17 protein-coding genes are annotated in these 13,571 nt (G+C 71.5%); 5 read left to right on the top strand and 12 right to left on the bottom strand.

Annotated features, from left to right (window positions below):
* The first annotated feature begins 69 nt into the window (after positions 1–69).
* Positions 70–1,137 carry an AI-2E family transporter gene (locus OAW74_RS08095; RefSeq protein WP_262873784.1) on the top strand — a complete coding sequence of 356 codons (1,068 nt, stop codon included), beginning with the start codon at positions 70–72 and terminating at the stop codon, positions 1,135–1,137.
* A 4-nt stretch (positions 1,138–1,141) separates the two neighbouring features.
* On the opposite strand, the gene OAW74_RS08100 is transcribed toward OAW74_RS08095, so the two are convergent.
* From OAW74_RS08100 to rpsB, 9 genes are all read right to left on the bottom strand, one after another.
* Complete coding sequence (locus tag OAW74_RS08100) at positions 1,142–1,870, bottom strand: alpha/beta hydrolase (RefSeq protein WP_262873785.1); 729 nt, start codon at positions 1,868–1,870, stop codon at positions 1,142–1,144.
* Position 1,871: 1 nt separating this feature from the next.
* On the bottom strand, positions 1,872–2,156 hold the full coding sequence (locus OAW74_RS08105) for a hypothetical protein (RefSeq protein WP_262873786.1): 285 nt from the start codon (positions 2,154–2,156) through the stop codon (positions 1,872–1,874).
* Between the two features lie 3 nt (positions 2,157–2,159).
* Complete coding sequence (locus tag OAW74_RS08110) at positions 2,160–2,894, bottom strand: aggregation-promoting factor C-terminal-like domain-containing protein (RefSeq protein ID WP_378733611.1); 735 nt, start codon at positions 2,892–2,894, stop codon at positions 2,160–2,162.
* A 55-nt stretch (positions 2,895–2,949) separates the two neighbouring features.
* A complete protein-coding gene (locus tag OAW74_RS08115) occupies positions 2,950–3,513 on the bottom strand; it encodes a DivIVA domain-containing protein (RefSeq protein ID WP_262873787.1) in 564 nt (187 codons plus the stop codon).
* Entirely contained in the window at positions 3,510–4,583 is a 1,074-nt protein-coding gene (locus tag OAW74_RS08120; RefSeq protein ID WP_262873788.1) for a phosphatidate cytidylyltransferase, read from the bottom strand. The genes OAW74_RS08115 and OAW74_RS08120 overlap by 4 nt, the downstream gene beginning before the upstream one ends.
* Before the next feature lie 10 nt (positions 4,584–4,593).
* Positions 4,594–5,148 (bottom strand): ribosome recycling factor, encoded by a 555-nt coding sequence (gene frr / locus OAW74_RS08125; protein ID WP_262873958.1) that lies wholly within the window; start codon positions 5,146–5,148, stop codon positions 4,594–4,596.
* Between the two features lie 54 nt (positions 5,149–5,202).
* The gene (gene pyrH, locus OAW74_RS08130; RefSeq protein ID WP_262873789.1) at positions 5,203–5,922 is read right to left on the bottom strand and encodes a UMP kinase; all 720 of its coding nucleotides are present in this window, start codon (positions 5,920–5,922) and stop codon (positions 5,203–5,205) included.
* Between the two features lie 88 nt (positions 5,923–6,010).
* Positions 6,011–6,838 (bottom strand): translation elongation factor Ts, encoded by an 828-nt coding sequence (gene tsf, locus OAW74_RS08135; RefSeq protein WP_262873790.1) that lies wholly within the window; start codon positions 6,836–6,838, stop codon positions 6,011–6,013.
* A 70-nt stretch (positions 6,839–6,908) separates the two neighbouring features.
* On the bottom strand, positions 6,909–7,778 hold the full coding sequence (gene rpsB, locus OAW74_RS08140; protein WP_262873791.1) for a 30S ribosomal protein S2: 870 nt from the start codon (positions 7,776–7,778) through the stop codon (positions 6,909–6,911).
* A 285-nt stretch (positions 7,779–8,063) separates the two neighbouring features.
* On the opposite strand from rpsB, the gene OAW74_RS08145 reads away from it, so the two are divergent.
* A complete protein-coding gene (locus OAW74_RS08145) occupies positions 8,064–8,531 on the top strand; it encodes a M23 family metallopeptidase (RefSeq protein ID WP_262873792.1) in 468 nt (155 codons plus the stop codon).
* On the opposite strand, the gene OAW74_RS08150 is transcribed toward OAW74_RS08145, so the two are convergent.
* On the bottom strand, positions 8,528–9,082 hold the full coding sequence (locus OAW74_RS08150) for a DUF3060 domain-containing protein (protein WP_262873793.1): 555 nt from the start codon (positions 9,080–9,082) through the stop codon (positions 8,528–8,530). The two genes, OAW74_RS08145 and OAW74_RS08150, sit on opposite strands and share 4 nt — an antisense overlap.
* 19 nt (positions 9,083–9,101) lie before the next feature.
* On the bottom strand, positions 9,102–10,001 hold the full coding sequence (locus OAW74_RS08155; RefSeq protein WP_262873794.1) for a tyrosine recombinase XerC: 900 nt from the start codon (positions 9,999–10,001) through the stop codon (positions 9,102–9,104).
* Positions 10,002–10,147: 146 nt separating this feature from the next.
* On the opposite strand from OAW74_RS08155, the gene OAW74_RS08160 reads away from it, so the two are divergent.
* From OAW74_RS08160 to dprA, 3 genes are read left to right on the top strand one after another with little or no spacing between them, the layout of a single operon-like run.
* A complete protein-coding gene (locus tag OAW74_RS08160) occupies positions 10,148–10,516 on the top strand; it encodes a YraN family protein (RefSeq protein WP_262873795.1) in 369 nt (122 codons plus the stop codon).
* Positions 10,513–12,042, top strand: a complete 1,530-nt coding sequence (locus tag OAW74_RS08165; protein ID WP_262873796.1) for a YifB family Mg chelatase-like AAA ATPase — start codon at positions 10,513–10,515, stop codon at positions 12,040–12,042. The genes OAW74_RS08160 and OAW74_RS08165 overlap by 4 nt, the downstream gene beginning before the upstream one ends.
* Positions 12,039–13,235, top strand: coding sequence for a DNA-processing protein DprA (dprA, locus tag OAW74_RS08170; protein ID WP_262873797.1), 1,197 nt, complete (start codon positions 12,039–12,041; stop codon positions 13,233–13,235). Before OAW74_RS08165 ends, dprA begins: the two co-directional genes overlap by 4 nt.
* A 1-nt stretch (position 13,236) precedes the next feature.
* Here the strand turns inward: dprA and OAW74_RS08175 are convergent, their stop codons facing one another.
* Positions 13,237–13,560, bottom strand: a complete 324-nt coding sequence (locus tag OAW74_RS08175) for a DUF2469 domain-containing protein (RefSeq protein ID WP_262873798.1) — start codon at positions 13,558–13,560, stop codon at positions 13,237–13,239.
* Positions 13,561–13,571 lie beyond the last annotated feature (11 nt).

The raw sequence follows: 13,571 nt of genomic DNA on the forward strand, positions 1-13,571 counted from the left end.
CTGAAAGTCCCCAGAGAGCAGCCGAGGTGCGCCTATTCTGGCCAGACCGGCCGACCGTCAGGAGTGCTCATGAAGATCTACAACCCGTTCCGGGTGGCGTTCGTGGCGACCCTCGGCGTGGGACTCGGCCTGCTGCTGATCGGCAGCGTGCAGACGCTGTCGACGATCCTGCTCTACGTCGGCACGGCGCTGTTCCTGTCGTTGGGCCTCGAGCCCGTCGTGTCGTGGCTGGAACGGCGACGGCTCCCCCGCTGGGCGGCCGTGCTCATCACGATCCTCGCCCTTCTCGGGCTGTTCGCGGGGATCATCCTCATGGTCGTGCCGATCATCGTCGGGCAGATCTCGCAGCTCGTGGGTCAGATCCAGGACCTCGTCGACTCCGGCTCATGGGATCCGATCGGCACCATCAAGTCGTGGCTGCACTCCACCTTCCCCGCCCTCAACGTCGACCAGGTCTTCGAGTACCTCGAGGAGTGGTACTCGTCCATCGACTTCGGGCAGGTCGGCGAGACCGTCGGCAGCAGCATCATCGCCATCGGCGGTGCCCTGATCGCGGGGTTCACCGGCGCGTTCATCGTGCTGATCCTGACCATCTACTTCACGGCATCCACCCCGTCGCTCAAGGCGGCGGTCTACCAGCTCGTTCCGGCCTCCAAGCGTGCACGGTTCATCGACCTCGCCGAGCAGATCACCGACTCGGTCGGCCACTACGTGATCGGCCAGCTCACCCTCGGCGCGATCAACGGCATCCTCAGTGCGATCTTCCTCACGATCATCGGGGCGCCGTTCCCCGCCGTCCTCGCCGTCATCGCGTTCTTCTTCTCGATCATCCCCCTGGTGGGAACGCTCACCGGCTCGATCATCATCGTGCTGACGTGCTTCATCCCGCCGGGCGGCCCGACGACGGCCCTGATCGCGGCGATCTACTACCTGATCTACATGCAGATCGAGGCCTACATCATCTCGCCGCGCATCATGAACCGCGCCGTGTCGGTGCCAGGCGCCGTCGTCGTGATCGCCGCCCTCGCCGGTGGCGCGCTGCTGGGCCTGCTCGGCGCACTCGTGGCGATCCCGGTGGCCGCCAGCATCCTCATCATCTATCGCCAGGTGATCATCCCGCGGCAGAACGAGAGGTAGCGCGTCAGCGCACCTGCGATCCGTCGCCGTGCCATTCGGTCGGCAGCGGCAGCGCGTCGGGGTTGACGGCCGCGACGATCTCGGTGAGCACGCGCCTGGTCTGGGTCTCGCCCACCCACAGATGCTTGCCGCCCTCGACGGCGATCAGCACCGCCTCGGGGATGGCCGAGAAGCGCTCCGCGGCCTCGGCGGGGCGCAGGTAGTCGTCGAACTCGGGCACGAGCGCGATCACGCGACGCGCGTCGCCCGCCCATGCGGCGACCTCGTCGGCCGTGGCCCGGTGCAGCGGCGGCGAGAGCAGCACGACGCCTTCGACGTCGTGGTCCCTGCCGTACTTCAGCGCCAGCTCGGTGCCGAACGACCATCCCACCAGCCAGGGGCGGGGAAGCCCCGCCTCCCGCACGAAGTCCATCGCGGCGGCGACGTCGAAGGCCTCCGCCCTGCCGCCGTCGAAGGCACCGTCGCTCGTGCCCCGCGGAGACGTCGTGCCGCGCGTGTTGAAGCGCAGCACGGCCAGGTCTGCGAGGGCGGGCAGGCGCCCGGCGGCCTTGCGCAGGATGTGCGAATCCATGAAGCCGCCCGCCGTGGGCAGCGGATGCAGCGTCACGAGCGTCGCGACGGGGTCGCGCTCGAGGGGCAGGGCTAGTTCGCCGACGAGGGTCAGCCCGTCGAGCGTGTGCAGTTCGATGTCTTCCCGGCGGGCGGGAAGGGCGAGGGGTCCTCGGATCTCCATGTCAGGCGATGCTCCAGCAGTGTGTGTGCCAATGGCGGCGGGCGGCGAGGTCTGCGGCGTCGCCGAGCACGCCGTCGGAGCGCCACGCGACGATGTGCGCGACACCTGCCGCGACGGTGCGCCCGCATCCGGGGCAGGTGTACTCCTTGACGGCCTGCGCGGCACTGACCGGCTGCACGGTCCAGGCGACGCCGCGTCGCGTCTCGGTGCGCTTCCAGCCCGCCAGCATCCGCTCGAACGAGTCGTCACCTCCCGGCGTCTGCCGACGCCGGTTCGCCCGCGGCATGGATCAGTACCAGCCGGCGCTCTGCGAGTGGCTCCACGCGCCGCAGGGCGTGCCGTAGCGACCCGAGATGTAGCCCAGGCCCCACTTGATCTGGGTCGCGGGATTGGTCGCCCAGTCGGCGCCGGCCGACGCCATCTTGCTGCCGGGGAGAGCCTGCGGGATGCCATAGGCACCGCTGCCGGAGTTGTAGGCGTTGACCCGCCAGCCCGACTCCTTCTTCCACAGCGCGACGAGGCAGTCGTAGTCCGCATCGTCCCAGCCGCGGGCGATCACCATGTCGTACGCGATCGCCTGCGCGCTGCCGGGGTCGGGCGCGACGGCGGGGGGCGCCCAGCCGGTCGTGGCCGTCGTCGTGGTCGCGGCGACGGCGGTGGGAGTGGGCGTCGGGGTCGGCTTGACGTAGACGGAGTAGCCGGCCCGATCGAGGTCGGTCGGCTCAGCCTCGGCCGCGGGGTCGCCCTCCATCGACTGGGCGTCGTCGATCGTGCTGGCGTACAGCGTCACGGCCGCGTCGTCAGGTGCGGCGTCGGCGAGAGCCATGCCGGTGGGGCCGACCGATGCCGCCACGAACCCCATCGCCGCGAGCGCCGCGAAGACCCCGAGCACCCCGCGACGGCGCGACCAGCGCGCCGTGCGTGGGGGTGACGGATGCCGTCGCGACACCGCCGTCGGGGGCATCGGCGTCGCGAGATCGGCGCGCTGGGCGCGCCGCGAGGTCATCTCGTTGCCTGAAGTCACAGTCGTCCGAGTCTACCGACGCCATGCTGAACGCGCCATCCGAGTGAACGCATCCTCATGAGACGGCGAGCATGACCTCGATCACGGCATCGAGCAGAGCGTCGACCTGCGCCTCTCGATATCCGCGGCGCTGCATGCGGAAGGCGACCGCACGCACCTGCTCGAGCGTCACGGCGTCGCCGGTCTCGAGGTAGCGTGCGATCTTGTCCGTGACGAGGTCGACCTCGTCGCGGCGATAGCCGTAATGCAGGACGCCGACGCGGTCGAACCGCTCCCCCGCCGGGCGGCTCACCCTGTCCAGGATCTCCTGCGCGCTCGTGCGGGCCTGATCCACCCACTCGTGCGCACCCGAGACGGCCAGAGCACTGTCGCGCTCCCGCGCGGCGAAGGCGTCTTCGATGCGCCCGAGTGCGGCATCCACGGGGGCGACCTGGTACCCGTGGCGGCGCAGCGGAAAGGCGGCCTGACGCACCTCGACGGCCGTCAACGAGCCGTCGGCCCGTTCGAACGCCTCGCGCGCGCGCTCGAGGAAGGCGTCGACCGCGGCCCGGTCGTAGCCCTTCTCGCGCCCCCGCACCTCGGGGAACACACTCGTGGGGGCATCAGGGGTGATCGTCATATCGTCGCCATAGGTGAGAGCAGGTAGTACAGCGCGAGCGCGCTGATCGTGGAAGGGAGGATCGAGTCGAGCCGGTCGAGGACGCCGCCGTGGCCGGGCAGCCACGAGCTCATGTCCTTGATGCCGAGGTCGCGCTTGATCATCGACTCGCCGAGGTCGCCCGCGGTGGCCGTGAGCAGCACGGCTGCGCCGAACACCAGGCCCGCCCACCAGGGCAGACCCAGCATGAACAGAGCCAGCAGCACGCCCGCCGCGAGCGCCGCAGCGGCGGCGCCGGCGAAGCCCTCCCAGGTCTTGTTGGGGCTGATCCGCGGCGCCATCGGGTGCCGGCCGAAGGCGAGCCCCGACGCGTAGGCGCCGGTGTCGGAGACGACCGCGACGATGATGAACCCCAGCACCCACCACTCGCCGTGGTCCTGTCGGAGAAGGACCAGGCACAGGCTCGCCAGGAACGGCACGTACAGCTGCAGGAGCGAGCCGGCCAGCACGTCGTCGAGCACGGCGCCGTAGGTGCGGCCGTCGGCGGCGATCATCTGGGCCACCAGACGCCAGACGATCACGAGCGCCACCGCGACGAAGACGACGACCCAGTGCAGCCCGACATCGGCGAAGTAGCCCGAGAGGGTCAGGGCGACGCCGGCCACCAGCTGCGGCACGATGTCGATGCGGCGGCCAGAGGCCGTCAGCGCCCGCGAGAGCTCGAAGATGCCCAGCACTGCCGCAGCCAGGGCGAACAGGATGAACGCCTGCTTGAAGAACAGCAGCGACGCCAGCAGCACCAGCCCGATCGCCGCGCCGATCGCGATCGCCTTGAGCAGATCACGCCCGGTGCGCTTGTTGATGCGGTCGTTGACCTCTTCGAACTCGGCGCGGGCGTGCGCGACCTGCGACTCGAACTCCGCGCGCGCGTGCGCGACCTGCGACTCGAACTCCTCGCGCGCCGCCCGCCGATGCGACGGCGCCTCCGCACTGTCGCCGGAGGGCGCGACGGAGTGCCGATCGACGCCTCTGCGCCTGAGCGGCGGGTCGCTCTCGGCGGCCTCGTCGCGCGATCCACCCGCGTCGGTCATGGCGGTCTCGTCAGACCTCGAGCAGCTCTGCTTCTTTGCGCTTGAGCGCCTCGTCGATCCCGTCGACGTGCGACCGCGTCAGCGCGTCCAGCTCCTTCTCGGCACGGGCGAGGTCGTCATCGCTGACCTCCCCCTTCAGTGCGTCGAGGTCGTCCTTCGCCTTGCGGCGGATCCCTCGGACGTGCACCTTGGCGTCTTCGCCCTTGGAGCGCACGAGCTTGACGTACTCCTTGCGCCGCTCCTCGGTCAGCTCGGGAAGCGTCACCCGCACGAGGTTGCCGTCGTTGGTCGGGTTCGCGCCGAGGTTCGGCGTGCTGCGGATCGCGTCTTCGATCGCCTTGAGGGCGGACTTGTCGTAGGGCGTGATCACGACGGTGCGCGCCTCGGGGTTGTTCAGCGACGCGAGCTGGGCGAGCGGGGTCGGCGTGCCGTAGTAGTCGACCAGGATCTTCTGGAACAGCTGCGGGTTGGCGCGTCCCGTTCGGACGGTCGCGAAGTCCTCCTTGGCGGCCTCGACGGCCCGATCCATACGCGAACCGGCATCAGCCAGAGCTTCGGCGATCACAGTGTCTCCCATCAGATATGACCAGAACAGCAAGTCTAGTCGGGGCGGTGCGGCTCAGACCGTGACGACGGTGCCGATGGACTCGCCCAGCAGCGCCCTGGTGACGTTGCCGGCCGGCTCCATGCCGAACACGCGCATGTCCATGCCGTTGTCCATGCACAGGCTGAACGCGGTCGAGTCGACCACCTTGAGGCCACGCTGCAGCGCATCCTGGTAGGTGATGCGGTCGATGCGGGTGGCCGAGGCATCCTTCTTGGGATCCGCCGTGTAGACGCCGTCGACGCCGTTCTTGGCGACGAGCACCTCGACGGCGTTGATCTCGAGGGCCCGCTGGGCGGCGACGGTGTCGGTGGAGAAGTACGGGAGCCCGGCGCCGGCGCCGAAGATGACGACGCGGCCCTTCTCCATGTGTCGCTCGGCGCGACGGGGGATGTAGGGCTCGGCGACCTGCGTCATCGAGATCGCCGACTGCACCCGGGTGGCCGCGCCCGCCTGCTCGAGGAAGTCCTGCAGGGCGAGGGCGTTCATGACCGTGCCCAGCATGCCCATGTAGTCTGCGCGACCGCGGTCCATGCCGCGCTGGCTCAGTTCGGCCCCGCGGAAGAAGTTGCCGCCGCCCACGACGATCGCGACCTCGACGCGGTCGACCGCCGCAGCGATCTCCCTGGCGATCTGACTGACGATGTCGGGGTTGACGCCCAACTGGCCTCCGCCGAACGCCTCTCCGGAGAGCTTGAGCAGAACGCGTCGGCGTCCCGTGGCCTCATCGATCACAGTGGGTTTCCTCTCGTCGCGTACAACTTATCGAAGCGGGCATGGAAAGGGCCCGCATCGACTCATCGATGCGGGCCCTTTCGAGGCGTTACGCCCCGACCTTGAAGCGGGCGAAGCCCGTCAGGGTGAGACCGGCGTCCTTGGCGACCTGGGCCACGGACAGCTTGTTGTCCTTGGCGTAGTCCTGGTCGAGCAGCGACACCTGCTTGAAGAACGCGTTGACGCGTCCCTCGACGATCTTGGGCAGAGCCGCCTCGGGCTTGCCCTCGTTGCGGGAGATCTCGGTGACGATCTCGCGCTCCTTCTCGACCTCGGCCTCGGGCACCTCGTCGCGCGAGAGGTACGAGGGGTTGGCGAACGAGATGTGCTGCGCGAGGCTGCGCGCCGTCTCGGCGTCGTCGCCCGTGTAGGCCAGCACCACGCCGACCTGCGGGGGCAGGTCCTTGTTGGTGCGGTGCAGGTAGATCTCGAACTTGTCGCCGGTGAGCGTGCGCACGCGGCGGAGCTCGACCTTCTCGCCGATGATGGCGGCGTCGTCGGAGATCAGCTGCTCGACGGTCTTGCCGTCGACCTCGGCGGCGAGGGCTGCCTCGACGGAGTCGGCCGAGACCGCGGCGGCGGCGTCGGCGACCTTGTCGGCCAGCGCGATGAAGCGGTCGTTCTTCGCGACGAAGTCGGTCTCGCAGGCGAGCTCGATGAGCGTGACCTTGCCGTCGCCCTCACGGGCGGCGATCAGGCCCTCGCTGGTGGAACGGTCGGCGCGCTTGGCGTTGCCCTTCGCACCCTTCAGGCGCAGGATCTCGACGGCCTTCTCGACGTCGCCGTCGGCCTCTTCGAGAGCCTTCTTGGTGTCGACCATGCCCGTGCCGAGCTGCTCGCGCAGGGCCTTGATGTCGGCGATGGTGAAGTTTGCCATGTGTGGCGGCTCCTTGGATCGGATCTGGATGCCGGGGGCGCGGCGGGCGCCCCCGGCGAAAGGGTGTGTCTTACTCGGCGGTCTCGACGCCGGCTGCCTCGGCCTCGGCCTCGGCGACCTCGGCCGGAGCGTCGGTGGCCTCGGCGACCTTCTCGGTCGACGCCGACGACTGCTCGGGGGCGCCCTGCTCGAGGAGCTCGCGCTCCCAGTCGGCCAGCGGCTCGGCCTCGGCCGACTCGTCGGTCGGGTTGTGACGCTGGATCAGGCCCTCGGCGGCAGCATCCGCGATGATGCGCGTGAGCAGGCTCACCGAGCGGATCGCGTCGTCGTTGCCCGGGATCGGGTACTGGAACTCGTCGGGGTCGGCGTTGGTGTCGAGGATGCCGATGACGGGGATGCCGAGCTTCTTGGCCTCGTCGATGGCGAGGTGCTCGCGCTTGGCGTCGACGACCCAGATGGCCGACGGCGTCTTCTGCATGTTGCGGATGCCGCCCAGCGACTTGTGCAGCTTGTCGAGCTCGCGCTTCTTGAGCAGCAGCTCCTTCTTGGTGAAGCCGCTCTCGGCCGGGTTCTCGTAGTCGAGCTCCTCGAGCTCCTTCATGCGCGCGAGGCGCTTGGAGACCGTCTGGAAGTTGGTGAGGAGGCCACCGAGCCAGCGCTGGTTGACGTAGGGCTGGCCGACGCGGGTCGCCTGCTCGGCGAGCACTTCCTGGGCCTGCTTCTTGGTGCCGACGAAGAGGATGGTGCCGCCGTGGGCGACCGTCTCCTTGACGAACTCGTACGCCTTGTCGATGTACGACAGCGACTGCTGGAGGTCGATGATGTGGATGCCGCTGCGCTCGGTGAGGATGAAGCGCTTGACCTTCGGGTTCCACCGGCGGGTCTGGTGTCCGAAGTGAACGCCGCTGTCGAGCAGCTGGCGGATGGTGACGACGGCCATGGCCGTTCTCCTGTTCTCGGCGCGATGCGCCGCTTGCGGTTGTTCCGCCGGACGGTTCCGGCGAGCCTGGTGCCCGACACACTCCCGCCTCGAGAAGAGGACCGATGGGAGGATGTGCCGCGGATCCGGAGGATCGCTGCGGGCACGCGTAGTCACCCCGAAGTCGAGGTGCGGTCTCCAGTGTATCAGCAGGCGCCTCCTCCCCGCTGTGCGCGCAGCGGCGAACCGTCCACAATCCGGGTCGCGGTGCGCCCCGGCGCACGGCACCCGCGGCAGGCTGGGCGGATGCTGCTGCGCTGGGGTCTGATCGGAGCGCTCGTGATGGCGCTCGCGGCCCCACCAGCGGCACCGGGCTGGCAGTGGCCGGTGTCGCCCGTGGCGGCCGTCCGCGAGTACGTCGCGCCCGCCCACGCCTACGCTCCCGGGCACCGCGGCATCGATCTGCGGGTGGGCGCCGGGGAGCCGGTGCACGCTCCGGCGGCCGGCGTCGTCGCGTTCGCCGGCCAGGTCGCCGGGCGCCCCGTCGTGACGATCGACCACGGCGGGGGTCTGGTCACCACGCTCGAGCCGGTGCGCACCGATCTCGCCGTGGGCGCGGCGGTCGCGCAGGGCGCCGTGGTGGGCCTGCTCGCCGAAGGCGGCCACGCGGCCGCCGGCGACCTGCACTTCGGCGTGCGCCGTGACGGCGCCTACATCAACCCGCGGCTGCTGCTCGGAGGCGTTGCACGGGCGGTGCTGCTGCCGTGCTGCTAGCTGCCGGACTCGTAGACGTTCGCGTTGCCGTTGTCGAAGACGTGCGGCAGGTGCAGCGCCTCGATGCTGTTCTCGTTGCCGTTCACGGTGAGGGTCTCGATGGTGCCCGCCGCGTCGATCTCGTTGCGGTCGCCGCTGATCGTCGCCGAGCCGATGGCCCCGGCATCCACGTCGTTGTCCTGCCCGGCGATCGTGAGCGTCTCGACGTCGGCGGCGTCGATCTCGTTGCGGTCGCCGCTGACGGCGAGGGCTCCGACCTCGGCGCCGCTGAGGTCGACCTCGATGTCGGCGCCGCTGAGGGTCACCTGCGGGCAATCGCCGGTGATGACATAGGCGGCCCCGCCGGAGAGGGCGAGCTCGTCTCCCCCGCAGTCCTGGTCCGCGTCGACGGGATCGGCCGCCGAGGACTCAGACGCCGGCGTCGAGGCCGCGACGGGGGTCTCCGGTGCGCCGGGGCGCACGGTGGTGATCGGGTCGGCACTCGCGACGCATCCGGCCAGCGCGAGTCCGAGCACCAGCAGCAGGGTCGGGGCGGCGATGCGGGGGCTCATGCGCCCCACGGTACGCGGCTCAGGCGCGCGGATGGGCGAGGCGGTAGGTCGCGGCGAGTCGCTCGCTGGAGACGTGGGTGTAGATCTGGGTCGTCCCCAGGCTCGCGTGCCCCAGCAGCTCCTGCACCGTTCTGAGGTCTGCGCCGCCGTCGAGCAGGTGGGTCGCGGCCGAGTGGCGCAGCGCGTGCGGCCCCGCCGTGCCGCCCACGAGCGGCCCGACGGCGCGTGCGACGACGTCGTAGACTGCGCGGGGCCCGATCGGGCCTCCCCTGGCACCGAGGAACAGCGCGGAGCCGGCCGTGTCGGCGCGCGCCGAGAGGGCCGGGCGCGCCCGCACCAGGTAGGCGTCGAGGGCGGCGGCCGCCGGAGCGCCGAAGGGCACGACGCGCTCCTTCGCGCCCTTGCCGAGCACGCGCACGGTGCGCCGGTCGTGGTCGATGTCGTCGAGCCCCAGCCCGCACAGCTCGGCGACCCGCACGCCGCAGCCGTAGAGCAGTTCGAGCATCGCGTGGTCGCGCAGCGCCAGCGGGTCGCCCGCAGCGGCCTGCTCGCGCAGTCCGTCGAGCAGACCCGCCAGCGCCGGGGCCGCCGCGACGCGCGGCAGGTGGCGTCCGCGCTTGGGCGTGGTCAGCCGCAGCGCGGGGTCGCCGTCGAGGTGACCCTCCTCGAGCGCCCACGCGAAGAATCCGCGCGCCGCCGCCGTGCGCCGAGCGATCGTCGATCGCGCATCACCGCGCTTGGTGGCCGCCCACAGCCATTCGCGCAGCACCTCGATGTCGACCGTCGACAGCTCGGGGTCGCCGGTCGCCGCCGCCAGATCGGCGAGATCCCCCCGGTAGGCGCGCACCGTCGCCGGCGACAGCCGGCGCACCTGTGCGAGCCCGCGCAGGTACGACTCGGCGGCGTCGGTGATCCTCACCCTGCCAGCATGCCCCCCGCACCGCCGCCGCGGCGGCACCGTCGACGCGCGCCGTGCCTCCTCCCCAGCGAGCGCGGACCGCCGATCGGTCCACGGATGCGGTCGGCGCCCGCACCCGCATGCCGCGCGCACGCGAGCATGCCGTCATGGCGCACAAGGACATCCTGGGGCGAGCGGGCGAAGACCGCGCAGCCGACCACCTCCGCTCGATCGGCTTCGACATCGTCGCGCGCAACTGGCGGTGCCGGCTCGGCGAGATCGACATCATCGCGCTCGACGGCGACGACCTGGTCGTGATCGAGGTCAAGACGCGGCGCGGCGTCGGCTTCGGGCATCCGTTCGAGGCGATCGACCCTCGGAAGCGCCGCCGGCTCTGGCGGCTCGCGATGGCGTGGATGCGCGAGCACCCCAATGCGGCGCGCGGTCGCCGCCTGCGCTTCGACGCCGTCGGCATCATCGGCGAGGTGCCGGCGCTCGCCCCCGTCGAGCACCTGCGCGATCTGGAGATCGCGTGAGCGTCGCGCGCACGTGGTCGGTGGCGCTCGCCGGCGTCGAGGGCACGATGGTCGAGGTCGAGGCGTCGCAGTCGAACGCGACCCCCGAGCTGCGCATCATCGGCCTGCCCGACAAGGCGCTCGGCGAGGCCGGCCACCGCGTGCGCAGCGCCTGCGCCAACCGCGGGCTGCCGCTGCCCCGCCGCAAGGTCACCATCAACCTGTCGCCGGCGAGTCTGCCCAAGCAGGGCTCGGCGTTCGATCTCGCGATCGCGATCGCCGCGGTGGCCACGGAGCTCACGATGGCCGCCGAGCGGCTGGCCGAGACGGTGCACCTGGGCGAACTCGGCCTCGACGGGCGCCTCCGCGCCGTGCCAGGTGTGCTGCCGGCCGTGGTCGCCGCGGCCGCGGCCGGATTCCGCCGCGTCGTCGTGCCGGTGGCGAACGTCGCCGAGGCGGAACTCGTGGCGGGCATCGAGGTGCAGGGGGCGGCGACCCTCAGCGAGGTCGCGCGCAGCCACGGCGCGATCGTCGACGTAGATGAACCGCCTGCCGCCCCCGAGGCGGCGCCCGACGAGCCCGCGCCGCCGCCGCCGCCCGACCTCGCCGAGGTCATCGGGCAGCGCGAGGCGGTCGAGGCGCTCGTGACCGCCGCCGCCGGCGGCCACCACCTGCTCATGTGCGGGCCGCCGGGGGCGGGCAAGACGATGCTCGCGCAGCGCCTCCCCGGCATCCTCCCCGACCTCGACGATGCGGCCGCGCTGACGGCGGCCTCCATCCGATCGCTGACGGGGGTGCCGGTCACCTCTCTCGAGCGCACGCCTCCGTTCGAGGCACCGCACCACTCGGCGAGCATCGCCGCGCTCGTGGGCGGAGGCAGCCGCGGCGTGCGGCCGGGGGCGATCGTGCGCGCCAGCGAAGGCGTGCTGTTCCTCGACGAAGCAGGCGAATTCGCCGCGAGCGCCCTCGATGCGCTCCGCCAGCCGCTCGAGAGCGGCCGCATCGTCATCCACCGTGCGGCCGGCACGGCCGCCTTCCCCGCCAGGTTCCAGCTCGTGCTCGCCACCAACCCCTGCCCGTGCGGCAATCACGGCATCCGCGGCGCGGTCTGCGAATGCCCGCCGGCGGCGATCCGGCGCTACCTCAACCGGCTGTCGGGGCCGCTGCTGGACCGCATCGACATCCAGCTCACGATGACCCGCGTCGTCGTCGCCGACAGCCGCCTGCTCTCGCCGGGGCCGACCACCGCGCAGGCGCGTGCCCAGGTGCGCGAAGCCAGGGCGAGGGCCGCGCACCGGCTGCGCGACACCCCGTGGCGCACGAACGCCCAGGTGAGCGGTGCGTGGCTGCGCGACGGCCCGCACGCTCCGCCGCCGGTGATCCGCCGGCCGCTCGACGCGGCCCTGCACCGCGGCGCCCTGACCCTGCGCGGATTCGATCGCGCCCTGAGAACGGCGTGGAGCATCGCGGACATCGCGGCCCGGCCCCAGCTGTCGCTCGACGACATCGCCCATGCCCTGTACCTGAAGAAGGGATTCGCCTCATGACCATGCCCAGCGACGACCTCGCCGCCGCGCGCGAACTGCTGCGGCCCGTCGCCGACGTCGACGCCCTCTCCGACGAGGCGATCCGCGAGCGACGCGCTCTGCTGGAATGGAACGCGGTGGCGGAGCCAGGAGACGGCGTGGCCGGTGCGCTGATCGCCGCGGTGGGCGCGCACGAGGCGCTGCACGTCGCGCACGACCGCGGCCTGCTGCGCCACGAGATCGAGGGCATCCCGGCCGACGCCCTGCGCGACGCGCTGGCCCGCTGGCAGCCGCGGCTGAAAGCCGCGTCGGCCGTCGAGGCGCTGCGCGCTGCGGCGCGCGTCGGCGCGCGGATGCTGACCGCCGCCGACGCCGAGTGGCCACCGGGTGCGACGCTGCTGAGCGCCCACGCGCCGCTGTGCCTGTGGGTGCGCGGCGACGCCTCGCTGCTCGCGCAGCCGACGCCCGCCGTCGCCATCGTGGGGGCGCGGGCGGCGACCGGCTACGGAGAGCACGTCGCGATGGAGCTGGCTGCGGCGCTGGCCGCCGACGGCACCCGAATCGTCTCGGGCGCCGCATACGGCATCGACGGCTGCGCCCACCGCGCGGCACTGCACGTCGACGGGCGCACCATCGCCTTTCTCGCCGGGGGCGTCGACCGCCCCTACCCCGCAGGGCACGCCGAGCTGATCGGCCGCATCGTCGCCCACGGCGCCGTCGTCAGCGAGGTGCCATGCGGCACCGCCCCGACCAAGTGGCGGTTCCTGGCGCGCAACCGCACCATCGCCGCCGTATCGGATGCCGTCGTCGTGGTCGAGGCGGGATGGCGCAGCGGCTCGCTGAACACGGCGGCCCACGCCTCTCAGCTGGGCATCCCGCTCGGGGCGGTGCCTGGGCCGATCACCTCCGCGGCCTCTACCGGGTGCCACCGGCTGCTGCGAGAGCACGACGCACGGTGCATCACCGGTGTCGACGACGTGCGCGAGCTGCTCGGCGGCGCGGGGGCGCAGCATCCGTCGCCCGACGGCGCAGCGGCCGCGCTGACCCGCGTGGCCGACGCGCTCAGTCGGCGTGTCGACCTCACCCCCGACGAGATCGCCGCACGCGCCGGAATGGACCCCGCCGACGTGCGCGAAGCGCTGCTGACCCTGCAGCTGTCGGGCGTCGCCGAGCCCGCGGGCAACGGCTGGCGACGGCTGACCGCTCGGCGCTGACTCAGCTGTCGAGCGAGAGCTCTTCAGGCAACTGGAAGTCGCGGCGCTGGAGCTCTTCGACGTTGACGTCTTTGAAGGTGAGCACCCGAACGCTCTTGACGAACCGGTCGGCGCGGTAGATGTCCCACACCCAGACGTCGTTCATCGACAGCTCGAAATAGAAGTCGTGCTCGGTGTCCCGACGCACGACGTTGACCTCGTTGGCGAGATAGAAGCGCCGCTCGGTCTCGATCACGTACTGGAACTGCGAGACGACGTCGCGGTACTCCCGGTACAGGGCGAGCTCGAGCTCGCGGTCGTAGTCTTCGAAGACCTCGTCATCCATGGTGAGTCCAT

It is taken from the genome of Microbacterium fluvii (assembly GCF_025515205.1).
Lineage (GTDB): Bacteria > Actinomycetota > Actinomycetes > Actinomycetales > Microbacteriaceae > Microbacterium > Microbacterium fluvii.

Excerpts from the sequence above, each read along its gene's own strand:
- OAW74_RS08095 (WP_262873784.1), top strand. The coding sequence starts at position 70 with ATGAAGATCTACAACCCGTTCCGGGTGGCGTTCGTGGCGACCCTCGGC.
- OAW74_RS08100 (WP_262873785.1), bottom strand. The coding sequence starts at position 1,870 with ATGGAGATCCGAGGACCCCTCGCCCTTCCCGCCCGCCGGGAAGACATC.
- OAW74_RS08105 (WP_262873786.1), bottom strand. The coding sequence starts at position 2,156 with ATGCCGCGGGCGAACCGGCGTCGGCAGACGCCGGGAGGTGACGACTCG.
- OAW74_RS08115 (WP_262873787.1), bottom strand. The coding sequence starts at position 3,513 with ATGACGATCACCCCTGATGCCCCCACGAGTGTGTTCCCCGAGGTGCGG.
- OAW74_RS08120 (WP_262873788.1), bottom strand. The coding sequence starts at position 4,583 with ATGACCGACGCGGGTGGATCGCGCGACGAGGCCGCCGAGAGCGACCCG.
- tsf (WP_262873790.1), bottom strand. The coding sequence starts at position 6,838 with ATGGCAAACTTCACCATCGCCGACATCAAGGCCCTGCGCGAGCAGCTC.
- rpsB (WP_262873791.1), bottom strand. The coding sequence starts at position 7,778 with ATGGCCGTCGTCACCATCCGCCAGCTGCTCGACAGCGGCGTTCACTTC.
- OAW74_RS08145 (WP_262873792.1), top strand. The coding sequence starts at position 8,064 with ATGCTGCTGCGCTGGGGTCTGATCGGAGCGCTCGTGATGGCGCTCGCG.
- OAW74_RS08150 (WP_262873793.1), bottom strand. The coding sequence starts at position 9,082 with ATGAGCCCCCGCATCGCCGCCCCGACCCTGCTGCTGGTGCTCGGACTC.
- OAW74_RS08160 (WP_262873795.1), top strand. The coding sequence starts at position 10,148 with ATGGCGCACAAGGACATCCTGGGGCGAGCGGGCGAAGACCGCGCAGCC.
- dprA (WP_262873797.1), top strand. The coding sequence starts at position 12,039 with ATGACCATGCCCAGCGACGACCTCGCCGCCGCGCGCGAACTGCTGCGG.
- OAW74_RS08175 (WP_262873798.1), bottom strand. The coding sequence starts at position 13,560 with ATGGATGACGAGGTCTTCGAAGACTACGACCGCGAGCTCGAGCTCGCC.